This window comes from Williamsia muralis (genome assembly GCF_002735905.1).
Classification (GTDB): Bacteria; Actinomycetota; Actinomycetes; order Mycobacteriales; family Mycobacteriaceae; genus Williamsia; species Williamsia muralis_A.
In genome coordinates, this window is the sequence record NZ_PEBD01000004.1 from 1,169,353 (window position 1) to 1,186,586 (window position 17,234).

General features: G+C 65.0%; 13 protein-coding genes. 10 read left to right on the forward strand and 3 right to left on the reverse strand.

The features are described from left to right. Positions 1-33: 33 nt before the first annotated feature. The 9 genes from eccCa (at position 34) to CSW57_RS06240 (ending at position 10,964) form a co-directional block, all read left to right on the forward strand. Positions 34-4,041, forward strand: coding sequence for a type VII secretion protein EccCa (gene eccCa, locus CSW57_RS06200; protein ID WP_189339137.1), 4,008 nt, complete (start codon positions 34-36; stop codon positions 4,039-4,041). A gap of 11 nt (positions 4,042-4,052) precedes the next feature. Then, positions 4,053-5,288 (forward strand): type VII secretion-associated protein, encoded by a 1,236-nt coding sequence (locus tag CSW57_RS06205; protein WP_189339138.1) that lies wholly within the window; start codon positions 4,053-4,055, stop codon positions 5,286-5,288. A gap of 194 nt (positions 5,289-5,482) precedes the next feature. Then, positions 5,483-5,926: a 50S ribosomal protein L13 gene (gene rplM / locus CSW57_RS06210; RefSeq protein ID WP_099381847.1), complete on the forward strand. Its 444-nt coding sequence runs from the start codon at positions 5,483-5,485 to the stop codon at positions 5,924-5,926. Beyond that, a complete protein-coding gene (gene rpsI / locus CSW57_RS06215; protein ID WP_099381848.1) occupies positions 5,923-6,471 on the forward strand; it encodes a 30S ribosomal protein S9 in 549 nt (182 codons plus the stop codon). Before rplM ends, rpsI begins: the two co-directional genes overlap by 4 nt. 97 nt (positions 6,472-6,568) lie before the next feature. Further along, positions 6,569-7,951 (forward strand): phosphoglucosamine mutase, encoded by a 1,383-nt coding sequence (glmM, locus tag CSW57_RS06220; protein WP_099381849.1) that lies wholly within the window; start codon positions 6,569-6,571, stop codon positions 7,949-7,951. An 11-nt stretch (positions 7,952-7,962) separates the two neighbouring features. Then, positions 7,963-8,643 carry an HAD family hydrolase gene (locus CSW57_RS06225; protein ID WP_223249059.1) on the forward strand — a complete coding sequence of 227 codons (681 nt, stop codon included), beginning with the start codon at positions 7,963-7,965 and terminating at the stop codon, positions 8,641-8,643. A gap of 47 nt (positions 8,644-8,690) precedes the next feature. Then, positions 8,691-9,017: a hypothetical protein gene (locus CSW57_RS06230; RefSeq protein ID WP_099381851.1), complete on the forward strand. Its 327-nt coding sequence runs from the start codon at positions 8,691-8,693 to the stop codon at positions 9,015-9,017. After that, positions 9,010-10,575, forward strand: coding sequence for a hypothetical protein (locus CSW57_RS06235; protein WP_143696486.1), 1,566 nt, complete (start codon positions 9,010-9,012; stop codon positions 10,573-10,575). Before CSW57_RS06230 ends, CSW57_RS06235 begins: the two co-directional genes overlap by 8 nt. Continuing rightward, complete coding sequence (locus CSW57_RS06240; RefSeq protein WP_099381853.1) at positions 10,572-10,964, forward strand: hypothetical protein; 393 nt, start codon at positions 10,572-10,574, stop codon at positions 10,962-10,964. Before CSW57_RS06235 ends, CSW57_RS06240 begins: the two co-directional genes overlap by 4 nt. A gap of 78 nt (positions 10,965-11,042) precedes the next feature. On the opposite strand, the gene CSW57_RS06245 is transcribed toward CSW57_RS06240, so the two are convergent. Next, on the reverse strand, positions 11,043-11,894 hold the full coding sequence (locus CSW57_RS06245; RefSeq protein WP_223249060.1) for a dienelactone hydrolase family protein: 852 nt from the start codon (positions 11,892-11,894) through the stop codon (positions 11,043-11,045). A gap of 122 nt (positions 11,895-12,016) precedes the next feature. Between CSW57_RS06245 and CSW57_RS06250 the strand changes: the two genes are divergently transcribed. Next, on the forward strand, positions 12,017-13,429 hold the full coding sequence (locus CSW57_RS06250) for an alanine--tRNA ligase-related protein (protein ID WP_099381855.1): 1,413 nt from the start codon (positions 12,017-12,019) through the stop codon (positions 13,427-13,429). A gap of 72 nt (positions 13,430-13,501) precedes the next feature. On the opposite strand, the gene CSW57_RS06255 is transcribed toward CSW57_RS06250, so the two are convergent. Next, the gene (locus CSW57_RS06255) at positions 13,502-15,631 is read right to left on the reverse strand and encodes a bifunctional lysylphosphatidylglycerol flippase/synthetase MprF (protein ID WP_099381856.1); all 2,130 of its coding nucleotides are present in this window, start codon (positions 15,629-15,631) and stop codon (positions 13,502-13,504) included. Between the two features lie 113 nt (positions 15,632-15,744). Continuing rightward, positions 15,745-17,031, reverse strand: coding sequence for an alpha/beta hydrolase (locus tag CSW57_RS06260; protein WP_099381857.1), 1,287 nt, complete (start codon positions 17,029-17,031; stop codon positions 15,745-15,747). Between the last annotated feature and the right edge of the window lie 203 nt (positions 17,032-17,234).

The following is a 17,234-nucleotide window of genomic DNA, read 5'->3' on the forward strand; positions in this document are numbered from 1 at the left end:
TCCAGGGGTGGGGTATCAATCCATGATGTTCAGGTGACGGCAGGCACGACCGAAGGGTTTGTGCGGCGGGCACGCGTGCCTGCTCCACGCGCGCCCGGCGGCGAGGTCAATATTCAAGTGCCACCGGATGTTCCGCGTGTGGTTCCGGGCAGTCTGCTGATGAAGATGATGCCTGTGGTGATGGTGGTCGCCGTGGTGGGCATGATCTCGATGATGGTCGTGACCGGCGGCCGGAACATGCTGTCCAACCCGCTGTTCATGATGTTCCCGATGATGATGCTGATGTCGATGTTCGGCATGTACGCGGGTTCGGGCAATCGTGGTGGCAAGCGCGCAGCGGAGCTGAACGAAGAGCGCAAGGACTACTTCCGGTATCTGTGTCAGATACGCGACGAGGTCCACGACACCGGAGCTGCTCAGCGTGAGGCACTGGAATGGAGTCACCCCGAACCGGTGGCTCTGCTGGGTGTCGTCGGCGGCCGGCGGATGTGGGAACGCCGGCGCGCCGACAGCGATTTCGGACATGTTCGGGTGGGCGTGGGATCGCAACGTCTGGCGACGCGTCTGATGCCACCGGAGACGGGCCCACTCGAAGACATCGAGCCGGTGTCGGCGGTGGCACTACGACGATTTGTGCGAACGCACTCAGTTGTCCACGGCCTCCCGACGGCGGTGTCGCTGCGGGGTTTTCCGGCGATCAACATCGAAGGTGCCCGGCAGGAGACCCGACAACTCGCGCGGTCGATGGTCCTGGAGCTGTGCGCGTTCCACGGCCCCGATCAGCTGATGGTCGCGGTGGTGACTGCCGACCCGGGCGCCGAATCGTGGGATTGGTGCAAGTGGCTGCCCCATGTGCAGCACCCATACGAACGCGACGGTATGGGCTCGGCGCGGATGATCTACCGGTCGTTGACCGAGCTGGAGGACGATCTGGCCGTCGACCTCCTCGAACGTGGCCGGTTCTCGCGTTCTGCCCCACCGAGCGCCGGCCGGGTCCAGCTGGTGATCGTGATCGACGACGGGTTCGTCTCGGGAGACGAACGGGTGATCGGTGACGCGGGCATGGAGGCGGTCTCGATCCTCGATCTGTCGGCACCCCCGGACGGACTCGCGGTCCGCCGGGGCCTGCAGCTGGTGGTTCGGGACGGGAAGATCGGCGCGCGAAGCGCTTTCGGAGTCGAAGAGTTCGCGGACATGGATTCGCTGACGGTTGCCGAAGCGGAGGCCTTCGCCCGATCGATGGCCCGCTATCGCCTGGCGACCGCAGCACAGATGGTGAATCTGGAACAGGAGGTGGCTCCGTCCGACCCCGGTCTGATGAGTCTGCTCGGAGTTGCCGATGCCACCCGCCTCGACCCCCATCTGACGTGGGCACCCCGCAGCGCGCGGTCGCGGCTGCGCGTCCCGATCGGGTACTCCACCAGCGGTACGCCCGTGGAGATCGACATCAAGGAGGCAGCCGAGGGCGGGATGGGTCCACACGGGCTCTGCATCGGTGCGACGGGGTCGGGCAAATCGGAGTTCCTGCGTACCCTGGTGCTCTCGCTCGTGAGCTCCCATTCGCCCGAGGCTCTGAATCTCGTCCTGGTCGACTTCAAGGGTGGGGCAACGTTTCTGGGCCTCGACTCATGCCCGCATGTGGCAGCCGTCATCACCAACCTCGAAGAAGAATTGTCGATGGTGGACCGGATGCGCGACGCGTTGTCAGGGGAGATGAATCGGCGCCAGGAGGTGCTTCGTGCGGCGGGGAACTTCGCGAACGTGGGGGAGTACGAACGTGCGCGCGCCGCGGGTGCGCCGTTGGAACCGCTCCCGGCGTTGTTCATCGTCGTCGACGAGTTCTCCGAACTTCTGGCACAGAAGCCGGATTTCGCCGACCTGTTCGTGGCCATCGGACGACTGGGCCGGTCGCTGCACATCCATCTGCTCCTTGCCTCGCAAAGGCTCGAAGAAGGCAAGATGCGAGGTCTGGACAGTCATCTGTCCTACCGCATCGGACTGAAAACCTTTTCCGCCAACGAGTCCCGATCAGTACTCGGTGTACCCGATGCCTACCACCTGCCCAACGTGCCGGGATCTGGCTACCTCAAATGTGATTCGGCGGAACCGATTCGATTCAACACGTGTTACGTGTCGGCTCCGTACTCGCCGCCGGTGGCGGCGGGCGCCGATCACATCGCGTCGTCGGGCGGCCCGGTGGGCCTCAAGATGTTCACCGCCGGCCCTGTTCCACTCGACCCCCTCGTGCCCCCGGTTGCGGTCGACGTGGCCGGGCCCGATTCTGGCGGTGACCCAGAACCGCCCGCACCCAACACAAGAACGCTTCTCGAGATCGTGGTGGACCGCATCGCCGGGCAGGGACGCCCGGCGCACGAGGTGTGGCTGCCGCCGTTGGGTCAACCGCCCACCATCGACATGCTGGCCCCGCACTGGCGGACCCCGCAGATCGGTCGGCTGGTGTTCCCGATCGGCATCGTGGACCGCCCGTACGACCAGCGGCGCGACGTTCTCACCGTCGATGTCGCCGGATCGCGCGGCAACGTGGCGATCGTCGGTGGACCGCAATCGGGCAAGTCGAATGCGGTGCGCGCGTTGATCGTTGCGGCGGCTGCGACCCACACCCCGGCACAGGTCCAGTTCTATTGTCTCGACTTCGGCGGCGGCAGTCTGGCCGGGATCGCCGGCCTGCCGCATGTCGGATCGGTTGCGAGCCGCTCGGACATGGATGCCGTGCGGCGGACCGTGGCCGAGGTCGCAACTGTGATACGGCAGCGGGAACTGCGCTTCGCCGAACTCGGCATCGAGTCGATGCGCGACTACCGCCAACGTCGCCTTACCGGTGACGCATCGGTGCAGGCGGATGTCTTCGGTGACCTGTTCCTGGTCGTCGACGGCTATTCGGTGATCCGCGGCGAGTTCGACTTCCTCGACGAGCAGATCAACACCATTGTGGCGCAGGGGCTCTCGTATGGGGTCCACGTGGTGCTCACCGCTGCGCGTTGGGCTGAGATCAGGCCGGCCGTCAAAGACCTCATCGGCAGCCGTCTCGAACTGAGACTCGGCGATCCACTCGACTCGGAGATGGGCCGCAAGGTAGCCGGACTCGTGCCCGAGGGCAGGCCCGGGCGTGGTCTCACCGCCGAGCACCTTCACATGCTGATCGCCCTGCCGCGTACGGATTCCGACACCTCGCTCGATTCACTGAGTGCGGCCGTGGCGCAGACGGTGCAGCAGCTGGTGGCCGTGTATCCCGGTCAGCAGGCCATGCCGGTCCGCAAACTAGCCGCTCATCTGGAACGGTCCGAGGTGGTGGCACGTGTGCACGACGCCGGTATCGACCTGACGGCCGGTGAAGTCGCGATCGGTGTCGGTGAAGCCGAGTTGGCCCCGGTCATCCTGGACTTCCGGGTTCAACCACACTTTCTGGTCTTCGCCGACGTGGAGCACGGGAAGACCACGCTGCTGCGCAACATCGTCGCGGGTCTGGTCGAGAACAGCACGGCCACCCAGACGAAGATCGTCCTGGTCGACTATCGGCGAACCATGCTCGGTGTGATCGACACCGATCACCTCGCCGGGTATGCGAGTTCGGCGCAGACCCTCACCCCGATGGTGAACGAGTTGGTGGCGTTCTTCACCGCCCGGATTCCCGGGGAGAACGTCACCCAGCAGCAACTCCGTGACCGCAACTGGTGGTCGGGGCCGGACGTGTACATCATCGTCGACGACTACGACATGGTGGCCACCGGAAGCGGAAACCCGTTGAGCCCGTTGCTCGACCTGCTGGCACAGGCCCGCGACATCGGCCTGCACCTCATCGTCGCGCGCCGTTCTGGCGGCGCCGGACGAGCTCTGTTCGATCCGATCATCGGGCGTCTCAAGGACTTGTCCACCGATGGGCTGCTGATGAGCGGTGACCGCGACGAGGGGTACCTGTTGGGCCGGGTGCGGTTGCAGCGCCTGGTGCCGGGTCGGGGAGAACTGGTGTCCAGATCGCGACCACAGGAAATGATCCAGGTCGCCCACATGCCGCCGTTGTGATGACATCCGACGTGAGAGACAAAGAGCCCGAGGCGTCGCCGACGGTCCTACCGATACGGATGGTGGTCGCCGACATCGCCTATGACGACGTGGTGGTTGCCGGGCGTGAACCCTGCTCTGTCGAAGCCCATGTCCGCGGCATCAACGGATCGTCGGTGGCCGTTGACGGGGTGAGGATTTCTACCGCGGCGGCATGGTCAGAGGTGTTCGCCCGAGTGCTCGAAGGCCTCGGGGCCGTGGAGCTGGCACACCCGACGACATGGGGTGTCCGACGCACCGAGATCTTGCGACAGGCGGCGCAACCCCACTGTGGCCACCTGGTGCTGACGCCGCGTGCTGCGGTCATCGCCGAATCCCATCTGGGATCTTCCACGCAGCGGGCACTGGTGATCGAGGTCCACTCCCGGATCGACATCCATGAGATGGATCGGTCCGCCGGCAGCTGGGATGTTGTCGGGACCTCGGTGGCCACTGCCGAGACGGTCGCTCTTCGACTGGGTGACATCGTCGACAACCGTGTCGAGGCAATCCTCGTCGATGGCACCGACCCCGCGGCCGTTGCGGAGGTTCTGCATTGTTGCGAAGTCCACACAGTGGTCGGTCGGGTCGCGGCAGTGCAGCGATCACTGATCCACCGTTTCGGTGGCGCCGCATTGCCGGTGAACGAGGGCATTCGCGAACCGCCGACCGGTGGCCGGACTCCGATGCGCCGGCGTGTCGCCGGGGCGATCGCAGCGACTGCTGCGGTGGCGATCGCAGTGGCGGTGATCGCGTTGACGGCCGGCAACGGACGCGAGGGTGTGCAGGCGCCTGCGGACCGCGAGGCCCAGCTCGGCCGCGTCGCCGTGACAGTCCCTGCCGAGTGGCGCGAGAGCTCGGAGCCGGCCGCCGAAGGTGTTGTGTCCCGCACCACTTTCGCCGCACCCGGTGACGACCGGCGGATCATCGTCTTGCAGAACACGGTGCGCAACACGTCGACGTTGGCCTCGGTGGCGGGCAGTCTCCGCAATCGCATCGGGCAGCGCGGCGACGACGTCGTCCAGGAGTTCTCGGCCAGCACGCGTTACGCAGGCCGGGAGGTGATCAGCTACCGCGAGGTGCCCGTCTCCGGGGGGCCGATCAGGTGGTACCTGCTGGTGTCGGCGGGGTTGCAGGTGAGTGTGGGATGTCAGGGCGGATCCGCAGGTGAGACGATCGACGAGCAGTGCCGGGTCGCGGTGGGTGCGGTTCGGATAGGAACGCCATGACACTCGAGTCCGCGGCACGGCCGGCGCCGGTCGGCGGCGTTTTGACCTGTCGACGGCCCGGCCGGTACTGTTGACCGTTGGTGCGCGACCGCCTGTAGCCAGGTGTAGTCGAGGCCCGGGTCCCCACTGGTCGCCGGGAACTACCTCTGCCGCGTTCCAGACCAGCTCCAGATCACCAGACATGAGGACTATCTGTGCCTACTTACACCCCGAAGGCCGGTGACATCACCCGTACGTGGCATGTCATCGACGCCACCGACGTGGTGCTCGGCCGCCTCGCTGTGCAGAGCGCGACGCTCCTGCGCGGCAAGCACAAGCCGACCTACGCACCCCACATGGACGGTGGCGACTTCGTCGTCATCATCAACGCCGAGAAGGTTGCCGTCAGCGGAAACAAGCTCGACGACAAGCTCCTCTACCGCCACTCCGGCCATCCGGGCGGCCTGAAGTCCCGCACTGTCGGTGAGACGCTGGCAACCCATCCGGAACGTCTCGTCGAGAAGGCGATCGTCGGGATGCTCCCGAAGACCAAGCTCGGGCGGGCCATGGCCTCCAAGCTGAAGGTCTACGCAGGCCCCAACCATCCCCACACGGCGCAGCAGCCCGTGCCCTTCGAGATCACCCAGGTTGCCCAGTGACGGCGCCGGAGGAGCAGAACGTGTCCGATGTGAACGAAGCCGAAGCAGTGGCTCCCGAAGTGGTCGACGCCGAGGTCGGCGCTGACGACTACACCGTGGACGACGCCACCGCAGACGTTGCCGACGAGCCGGCCGTCACCCGCGCGCCGATCGATCTCGATCGCCCGATCCAGACCGTGGGCCGTCGTAAAGAAGCTGTCGTCCGCGTCCGGATGTCACCGGGCACCGGTGCCTTCAAGCTGAACGGTCGCACCCTGGAGGAGTACTTCCCCAACAAAGTGCACCAGCAGCTCATCAAGGCGCCGTTCGTCACCGTCGAGCGCAACGACTCGTTCGACATCTTCGCCAGCCTGCACGGTGGCGGACCGTCCGGACAGGCAGGCGCTCTGCGTCTGGCCATCGCGCGTGCCCTCATCGAGGTCACTCCCGAGGACCGCGGCGCACTGAAGAAGGCCGGCTTCCTCACCCGTGACCCGCGTGCGGTGGAGCGCAAGAAGTACGGCCTCAAGAAGGCCCGTAAGGCTTCGCAGTACAGCAAGCGCTGATTTTTTCAGCCCGCAAGAAACACCAAGTCGAACTTGGCACAGGCAGGCGTTCAGTTTCACTGGACGCCTGCCTGTGTATTTAGAGCGAAGGATGTCAATGGGGCACCTGTTCGGTACCGATGGCGTACGTGGTCTGGCAAATGCCGATCTGACACCCGAGTTGGCGCTGTCGCTGTCGCAGGCAGCGGCACGTGTCCTGCCTCAGGATCGGTCCGGGTCTGGCCGCCCAATAGCGCCGGCCTCTGGCCGCCCAATAGCGCCGGCCTCTGGCCGCCCCATAGCGATCGTGGGCAGGGATACGAGGGCGTCGGGGGAGATGCTCGAAGCCGCCGTCTGTGCCGGGCTGACCGCGGCGGGCGTCGACGCGCTGCGAGTCGGCGTCGTTCCCACCCCGGCTGTCGCGTATCTGACGGACTTCTACGACGCCGCCTTCGGCGTGATGATCTCGGCCTCGCATAATCCCATGCCCGACAACGGGATCAAGTTCTTCGCCGCTGGTGGGCACAAACTCGCCGACGCCGCCGAGGATGCGATCGAGTCCGCACTGGATACCGTGTTCGACCGGCCGACCGGTGCGGATGTCGGCCGCGTTCGCGATGCGCACGATGGACTCGACGCGTACCTGACGCATCTGTCCGCAGCTGTGGACGTCAATTTGAAGTCGGTGACCGTGGTGGTCGATTGTGCCCATGGCGCCGCCTATGCGGCTGCGCCACGTGCCTATCGCGCTGCCGGTGCCACCGTGATCGCGATCAGCGCGGACCCCGATGGCGAGAACATCAACAAGGATTGCGGCTCAACACATCTCGATCGGGTTCAAGCAGCAGTTCTGGAATACGGAGCCGACCTCGGGCTCGCTCACGACGGCGACGCGGACCGCTGCCTCGCCGTCGACGCCGCGGGACAGGTCGTCGACGGCGACGCAATCATGGCCGTCTTGGCCAGTGCGATGAAAGACGCCGGCCGCCTCAAGGACAACACTCTCGTCGCCACGGTGATGAGCAACCTCGGGTTGCATCTGGCGATGACCGATGCCGGGATCACTGTGCGTACCACCGCTGTCGGTGACCGCTACGTCCTCGAGGAGCTCCGGGCCGGCGGATTCTCGCTCGGAGGTGAACAGTCGGGGCACGTGGTGATCCCTTCGCACGGCACCACGGGGGACGGCATCCTGACCGGGCTTGCTCTGATGGGCCGGATGGCCGAGACCGGTAGGTCGCTGGCCGATCTGGCATCCATCATGAGTGCGTTGCCGCAAGTCCTTCTCAACGTGCGGGTTGCCGACAAAAACGTTGTGGCCGAAGCAGCTTCGGTCAAGCAGGCAGTGACCGACGGTGAGGCCGAACTCGGCGCCACCGGACGAGTGCTCCTCCGCCCCTCCGGTACCGAGCAACTCGTGCGTGTCATGGTGGAGGCAGCCACCACAGAGCAGGCGCATTCGGTGGCCACCAAGATCGCGGCCGCTGTCGAGTCTGCCTGACTTTGCGACCCGTGAACGCTGTCCTGTTCGACTTCTCGGGCACCCTTTTCCGGTTCATCGAACGGTCCGAGTGGTTCACGCGCCTACGCCAGGAATCCGGGGAAGAGTTCGAAGGAGAGGCGCAGTCCGAGATCATCCGACGGATGACCGCTCCGGTCGGGATGCCGCCGGGTCTGCCCGCCGAAGACGAATTCGCATGGGAACGAAGAGATCTGGACCCACTGCTGCACCGTAGGGCTTATCTGTCGGTGCTGAGGGCATCTGGACTCACGTTGCCCGGTCATGCGGAACTGTTGTACGAGCGGGTGGTCGATCCGTTGTCGTGGGAACCGTATCCGGACACCGGAGACTGTTTGCGGCGACTCCGGGAACGCGGCATCAAAGTGGGTGTCGTCAGCAACATCGCGTTCGACGTCCGCGCGGTGTTCGACATACATGACATGGCCGGACTGGTCGACGACTTCACCCTGTCGTATGAGGTCGGTGTCACCAAACCCGATCCGCGAATCTTCACTCTCGCCGCGGGTCACCTGGGTGTCGACCCCGTCGATGTGTTGATGGTGGGTGACAGCGAAGAGGCTGACGGTGGTGCCCGGGCAGTGGGATGCCGGTTCGCGCTGGTCGAACCTGCGCCTGTCGAACAGCGGCCACACGCGCTTCTCGACGCGGTGTCCGGCTTGCTCGCGCAATAGAACGGAACCCCTCGATGCCCCGCAGCGTCTGACATCGGGGAGGCATCATGAGCGAGCAGACGTGGATGGACACATCCGCAGTACAAGGGGTCGGCGAGGTATTTCGGAGTGGTGCCCGGGCGGTCGAGGTCGCTGCGGGGGCTGTCGCCGACTGCTCGTTCGGCTCACATGCGGGAACGCGGTACGCGACCCACGGCGAACACTATGCGGCCGGATTGCTTGCCGTGGTGTCATCGGTGGACCGCTTCGTCGAGTCGTCGCGGAGCATCGCCGGGGGAATCTTCGATGCGGCCGCAACGCTGACAGGCGAGGACGTGGTGAATGCGGCGACGTTCGGCGCCGCGACCAACGGAGATGGCGGCCTCCATGGGTGAGACGCCGGGTCTCGCACAACAATTGACGGACCAACGATCGGCGGCGGAGAAGAGCGTCCGCTTCTTCGACAACGTCGGCCCCCTGGCGCGGCGGCTGGGGATGGAAGATGTTCCCTCCGGTGACATGTGCCGGAACCGCCTGCTCGAGACCGAGGACCTGGACACCGACAGGCTGCGAGCCGACGGTCGAATCGTGTTGGGACTTCAGGCCGTCGCGGCGACCGAACTGCAGAATCAGACCGGCCAGGACGCCGTACTAGGGAGCTGTTGGCCTACGGGGTCCGGCATCATCGCCCGCACTCGCCTCCAGGACGCGCACATCCCGCGCGCGGCGGTTGATGTGGCGGCGTTGGCGGACATCGGCTCTGGGATGGTGGTGGCTGCCGACGCCATCGAGGCGGCCCGGTTGGCCAAGTTCTGGTGCGTCGCCGCCATCACACCCGACTCTCTGCTCGGGATCCCGATCAGTTCATGGCTGACACTGATCACCACCCCGGGTTCGCCGGCCGCCGAGCTGACAGCTGCGATCGACAGCACTGTCGCGTTGTTCGACGCCGCCGTCACATTGTGCGACGACGCCATCGATGCCGTTCTCACCGGGCTGTGTGCAGCGATGGCACAGGTGGACGTCTCGGACTACGCGGGCGGCGACTGTGGAAGGGAACAGCTGGTGTCCTCGGACGAGCCACTGGTGCGATGCGCCGCTCACGACTCTCAACCGATTGTCTCCGAGCGCGATTGCCGCGCTGCGGTAGATGTTTCCGGACCACGCGACGGGGTTCGCGAATCCTTGGGCATCACAACGGTGTCCGCTCCGGCACCGGACTCCGGGCCGGCGAAGTCGACCTCGGTGTGCGAACCGGGGGCGGAGCCCGTGAAGACGCGGCCGGTGATGACGGCACAGTCCGGGGTGGCGAGCCCGTTGACGCCCATGGTGGGTGGTGGCGATCTCTCAGCGGTACTCGGGCCCGTCGCTGTGGCAGTCGGTTCGGCTGTGGCAGGCTCGATCACAGGTGTGATCGAGATGGTGTCGAACGCAAGCAGCGCAGTGATGCCGCCTCCGGCCGGGCCGGACGGCACCGAGCATGCCGCAGACGCGGGAGGTGTGACAGATGTACCGCCGGCCTCGACCCCGCTGGGAGACAAGAACTTCGACTTGAAAGGCTCAGACGACTCGGGGGCGCCCGAATGTCCGGCCCCTCACGTGTCTTCGGGGCCACCGGATACCGTTCCGCCGGAGGAGCACGCGTGCGAGACCACCACCGCGGTCGGCCAGAGCAAGACCGGTGACGCCCCGAATTCCGAGGAGCAACCACCGGTACCGGCGACTACCGGTGACCCCGAACCGCAAGACGCGCCCGAGACGGATCGAGACCCTCTCGCGCCATGTCCGACTCCCGGTGCGCCGGCGATCCGAGCACCGAGAAGCAAAGACGATGTCGATACCCCCGGCGCTCCTGGCAATCTCGATGCGACACCGGTGACACCACAGGCATCGGAGCGCGACGCGGTGACACCGCCCGACGACGGACTCCTGGCTTTGGCCGGTGAGCAATGAGCCTGTCCGACCTGTTCGACAACATCGCTGCCAGAGTCGGTACTCACAGTGCCGAGGCCGTGGCCGGCTACCGCAAGAGCCAGCAGGCACTCGGTGAGAAGGTCCGGACGACTGCCGAGAACGCAACGCACGGTCGCGGTGTGACACGGGCATCGGTGGCTGCGGGCGGCGCAATCCTGCTCCCTGCGAACGACATCGACCTCAGTCCCCACACCCCGTACCCAGCCCCGGGTGAGTCAGTGGACAACCCGACGATCGGGGCGAAGGCAACTCTGGGCGCCGGTGCGAAGGACTCCTCGACGCCGCTCCCTGGTCAGTCCGGCGTGGAGGTGGAGGACTGTCAGGACGCCGGGTTCTCGTACACATCCGGTTGGCTGTCCGACCGCTGAACGCCGGAGCTCGTCGTGGTGCCGGCCGTGTGGGCAATAGCGCCGGCCCTCGAGGAACCGCGCCAGCCCTTGAGCAACCTAACCCTTGAGCAACTTGGTGAGTGGGTCGACGATCTCCTCCATGCCAGGCGCGAGGGCATCGGGATCGATTGTCATCAGCTTGCCGAGTTCGGCCGCCGGGTCACTGAATGCGGCGTATGTGACGTCGCCCGTCAGTTGGTGCAACAGGAATCCGGTGAGTACCGCACGCGTCAGCTTCTGCGTCTTCTTGTCGTTGCCCCCGGCACCCAGCCTGCCCCGAACACTGAAACCTTCGGCCAGTCCTCGGTTGTCGGCTTTGGGGACCAGGCGCAACACGGACTGTCCGGCCAGAGCGCGACGCAGCGCAAGCGCATTGGACGTCATCGATTCGAGTTCGCCGGGCGCGGCAAGGATCAGCGCGGACTGCCGGACCTCCGCGGCGGCGGGGAGCACGGCAGAACTCGTCGGCGCCGGGTAGAGGGCAGCGAGTGCCTTGGCCTTGCTGCTCCGTGACGCGGCCAGCGTCGCGGCGGATGCGCCGAAGCCATGACCAGCGACCGCCAGACGCTGTTTGTGCACGGTGATGTCGCCGGCGCCGAGGCGGACCTCGGTGATGATCGACAGGGTGGTCTCGAGATCTGCGGCCAGTCCCTGATCGGAACCGAGCATGCCCTTCTCGGTGGTGGGCGCCGCGGCGACGATGCCCCACGAGGCCAGGTGCGCGAGGGTCTTGTTGTACTGCTTGGCGCCCGTGAGCCAGCCATGACCGAACGCCACCCCGGGCAGGTCCTTCCCACTGGCGGGGGCGTAGACGGTGCCCGGCAATCCGACAATCGCCATATCGCCGCGCAAGACCTTGTGCGGTCCCGTCTTGGACAGCTGCGAGAGGAGCTTCTTGGGGTTGGCCACGAACTGACTGTAAGCGATCGTGTTGCCGGCCGACATCACCCGTTGCCCGTATCGGAGACATTTTTCGGGCCAACGCGCCGATTCGGCGCGCACACCGGCCGGGAACTTGGGACAGTTACCGGATGGATGCCAATGAAATCCGCAGCGCCTACCTCTCGCTGATGCAGGAGCGCGGCCACGCCCTCATCAACAGGGCCCCGCTGGTGCCGAAGGACGACCCCACCACACTCTTCACCGGCAGCGGGATGCAGCCGTTGCTGAGATACCTGCTGGGCGCCGAACATCCGGACGGCAACCGGCTCGCCGACTCGCAGACCTGCCTTCGGTCGCAGGACATCGAGGAGGTCGGCGACAACCGGCACACCACCTTTTTCGAGATGCTCGGCAACTGGAGCCTGGGCGACTACTTCAAGTCCGAGCAGATCCCGCTGTTCTGGCATTTCCTGACCGAGGTCGTCGGACTTGACCCGAACAGGATTTACGTGACGGTGTTCTCGGGGGACCCCGAACACGGCATCCCTCGCGACGATGAGAGCGCGGACATCTGGACCGAGTTGTTCACCAAGGCCGGTGTCTCGTCGGACAGAGTCGTGCTGCTGACCGAAGAACAGGGCAACGAGCAGGGAAACCAGGGCGCGCGGATCGCGTACTACAGCGACAAGAACTGGTGGTCGCGGTCCGGTGGTCCGGACACGATGCCCGTCGGCGACCCCGGCGGACCGGACAGCGAGGTCTTCTACTACTTCCCACAGGTGGAGCACGACACGGCTTTCGGCAAGTACCCGCATCAGAACTCCGATGGCGGTCAGTACATGGAGATCGGCAATTCGGTGTTCATGCAGTACTGCAAGACCGACGACGGGTTTGCGCTGCTTCCCAAGCAGAACGTCGACTACGGCGGCGGTCTCGAGCGGATCGCCGCGGCATCCATCGACAGTCCTGACGTGTATCGCATCAGCCTCCTCTGGCCGATTGTGCAGAAGATCGAGGAGCTCTCGGGTGTGAGCTACGACGACAACACGGTTGCGATGCGAGTGATCGCCGACCACATCCGCGGTGCGGTGTTCCTTGCGGTGGACGGTGTGGTGCCGTCGAACAAGGAACAGGGTTATGTGATGCGACGGCTCGTCCGGCGAGCAATCCGTTTCGCCCATCAACTCGGTGTTCAGCAGAACCTGCTGACGGAGTTGGTCCCGGTTGTCGCGGGTCTGTACGCCGAGGCCTACCCAGAGGTGGCCGATCGGCGCGACGTGGTGATCGCCGTGCTCGAAAAGGAGGAACGGGCTTTCCGGCGCACCCTCGGCAAGGGCTTGCGAGAGTTGAAGCGACTGGGCAAGACCGGTGACACCGTCAACGGCGACGACCTGTTCAAGCTCTACGACACGTTCGGATTCCCGGTGGAGCTGTCCACCGAAGAGGCCGTCAACCGAGAGCTGCCGCTGACCGAGAACTGGCGAGCAGAGTTCGATGCTGCCATCGAGGTGCAGCGGCAGCGGTCGCAGGCCTCGACCAAACTCGGTGCCGGAACCGCCTGATACATCCGACCTGCTGGTCAGCCCCGTCGATGTGTATCCATCGACGGGGCTTGTCTCTGTTCGCTCGTGCCCCTATTCCCTTGTGGTGGCCAGCTTCAGCATCTGACCCGGGGTGGCGTTGGGCAGGTACGCCCTGGTGAGCGCTAGCCCGATCCGTGGCAGATCGCCTTCATCGCGGAAGCACATGTACACCGGCTCGTATCGCGGCTGGAACTTCATCTTGAATGCGTGCAATGAGCGGAAACCGTAGAACGGTTCCATTGCTGCTCCCAACATGTCCAGCAGGCGATCCATGGCTTCCACCTCGCCGGTGTCGTCGGCGGCACGGGCGAGCGGAGCGCCCGAGAGTGAGAGGATCTGTGCGCCTTCGGCTTTGAAAGCCAACGCAGAGCTCGCGATGAGGAATTCGATGACCGGGCGGAAACCGTCGTCGCGTCGGCGCATCACGTCGAGCGTCCAGCCCTTCACCTGATCATCTCCACCGAACACCGGCAGCCACGACAACACTCCGTGTACCGAACCCGTCTCGTCGATGGCAAGCGCCACACGGACTTCCGGGTCGAGGGCTTCCTCGACGCTGCCGAGGGTGAAACCCATTTCCGGAAGGCCCTTGTCGCCGACCCATTCCTCGGAGATCGCCCGCACCTGGGCGAGTACGGCGAACGGCTCGTCCTTCAGGGTTGTCAGTTTGAAGTTGATGCCTTCCTTCTTCGCCCTGTTGATCGCCGATCGGATGTCCTGCCACGGTTTGCCTTTGAAGGCCAGTGTGGGCAGGTCGATGATGGTGTCCTCAGCGATCTGCAAAGTGCGCCAGCCCATCTCGCGGGCGATCTCGGCCGTTGCCTCACTGACCGAGAACCAGCACGGGATGCGTGCGCTGCTCTCGGCCATGTCGGTGAACTCGCGGATCGTCTCGGCCAGTTTCTCCGGGGCGCAGACGGGGTCCGCGAGGGCGATGACGGTGCCGGCCGGTCGCTGGTAGCCGATCACGCCTTCGCCGTCCTTGGTGAACGCGTACTGATTGTTCTCCCAGGTGATCATCCAGCTCATGGTGCTGCCGCCATATCTTTTGAGGAGACTGCGTACCTGTTCGGCCGGATTGGATCCGCCCATGCCCGCCATGGCTTTCCGGCTGCGCAGCGGGACGTTGAACGCATACCGCCCGGCGAACAACAACGACAGTTCGACGATCCACAACAGACCGGTACCGACCGTGACCGCGCCCTGACCCTTGAAGTCGGAGGTGATCACCGCGACCAACACGAAGACGAGCAGGGCGACGTACAAGAGCCCGTAGATCACGGTGATCCACCATGCCCAGCGCCGTCCGCGCCGCAACTGGTCGGCGATCAGCAGCACGATCAGAACACTGACGATCGACCCCCAGCTGAGGCTGTCGTCGGAATCGGTGGGACCGAAGGGCCCGTCGCCAGGAAACACGGCGACAGCGATGTTGACGATCCCGATGAGGACCAGGCCGAGGAAGCTGATCATCCGGATCTCTTGCCGCGTTCGCGGCATCACACCGGATTCACCTCGACTGAAGAACTTTTCGCCGACCACGAGCATCACCACTGCAGCGATGAGGTGGGTGACGTCATGTAGCGAGCCCTCGAACAGAAAAGAAACAGCAACGTAGGCAAGGAGAATCGCCCGAATCCGCAGTCGCCACGGCGAGCGGAGTCTGGCACTTGCCGCGGCCACGGCTGCAACGATGGCGGTGGAATGGCCCACGTCCTGGACGTCGGCGAGATGGTCGACCCATTCCCAGCTGGTCGGCCGGAACAGTGCGATGAACGCGACGGCGCCCAGCTCGCCGATCAGTTGCCCCGCAACGGTGACAATGGCCACCCTGACCGTGCCCAGCAACCACTCGCACCACCCGACGACAACGGCGAAGATGACGATGAGTGCGATGTAGTGAGCAGGTGTCAGCCCGAAGAGGGTGCCCGACAACGGGGTCCACCACTTACCGTCGGTGAGCGGGGGATAGCCGTAGGCGACATCACCGAACCAGGACCGGTTCTCCACCGTCTCCCACAACGCTCCGGTGGCGATACCGAGAACGATCGTCACCGCGACCACGGTCGAGGTGAAGGGAACCTTGCGGATGGTCCAGGCCACCGGACCGAGCACCTTGTCGGCCCGCGACGGTGTCGGCTCGGTGGGGGGTGCCTCGGCAGTGGTGTCGGTCGTGCTCATCGGCGCCTTTCGAGTTGTGGAGCCGGTCGCGCCGGCCGAACGGGCGGGTCTGTGCCCGCCGCTGGTGGTCGAAATGTGTGCAGAGTCGCTCTCGCAGGGGATTATTCCCTAGATCACGGCAATCCCAGGCGCTTACCGAGCCATGGCATCTCCAATTTCAAGCCTGCCGACCACACGGCAAATGAATGCCCGCCCGGGACGGTGTCGAAGTGGACGTCCATACCGGCAGCCTGTGCGGCTTGGTAGACCTGCTGCAGACCGGGCCGGTATTCCGCATCGTCCTTGCCCACGACAAAGGCGCCGGCCACCTGGGGGTACTTCTTCGACTTCATCAGGTCCATCGGATTGACCGCGGTGAACTTGGCCGCGTCGCCGCCGAATGCCTGGTCGATGGTTCGTTTGCGGTCACCGAGGCTGGGCTCGAGTTGACCCGACATGTCCAGGAACGTCGGATACACCTCTGGGTGATTGGTGGTCATCTGCAACGAGCAGGTACCGCCGTACGACAACCCGCCGATAGCCCACCCCGACGGGTCGGTCTCGACCTGCAAGGTGTTCTTCACCCAGGTGGGCACATCAACCGACAGGTAGGTCGAGACGTTGCCGAGGTTGGAATCCATGCACAGTGGATTGGCGAGTTCGTCGCCGGTGGCATCGGCGACCACCACAATGGGCGACAGCCCCTCATTGGCGGCAGCGTATTGATCCATCGTCTGCGTCAGCCGGCCGCCGACGAGCCAGTCTTCCGGCGACCCCGGTTGGCCGGCCATGAGCACCAGCACCGGCAGCAACGGACGGGGTTCGGCGAAGTAGGCGGGCGGGAGGTAGACCTTGGCCGGCCGGGCGTTGAACTTCGACACATCACCCGGGATGGACGAGGTGATCACGCCGCCTTGCGACGGCAGGCCCGCCGGCTTGCGCCACTTGTCCACCTCTACGGTCTTGATGTCGGTGCTGCGGGCCTCGTCGATGGACACCGTCCTGACGTTGTTGATCCCGAAGACGGAACCAACGGTCGGGTATTCGTCGAAGTGGTCATTGATCTGGGCGAGAGCCATCACCACCGCGAAGACCGTCGCCAGGACCGTGATGATCCGGGCGGCAATTCCCCGGCCCCGGATGAGCCTCGGAATGAACAGCAGCAGTGCGAACACCGCTGCGCCGCCCCAGAGGTAGTTCGACGCGGGGATGTGGTCCGAGAACAGTTTCCAGACGTCTTCGATGAGCCATTTCGCCACGAGAACCAGAAGGAGGCTGACAACCGCGGCAATCGGTACGACGACGAGAAGGTAGGTCTTCTGGGGCAGCAGGATCAGCCACAACAGTCCCAGGGCGCCGAGTAGGAGGATGGCCCACGGCAATGGTCCATCGAGCACCGATATGTCCCACAGCCAGTCCATGTACGTCCTTCGGGAGGATGGACCCGAAAGTGGAGCCCGCATCGAAACCTACAGCGAAATGCGAGGTGTCACGTGTGTACGAGCCAAAAAATCGTGTTTGCAGATCGAACCGTGATCAAAGGGAACCGCTATAGGGTTTTCGCGTGGATTGCCGCAAAAAAGTGGGGGTGACCCCGGTGGTGGAGGACATACGGATCGAACGT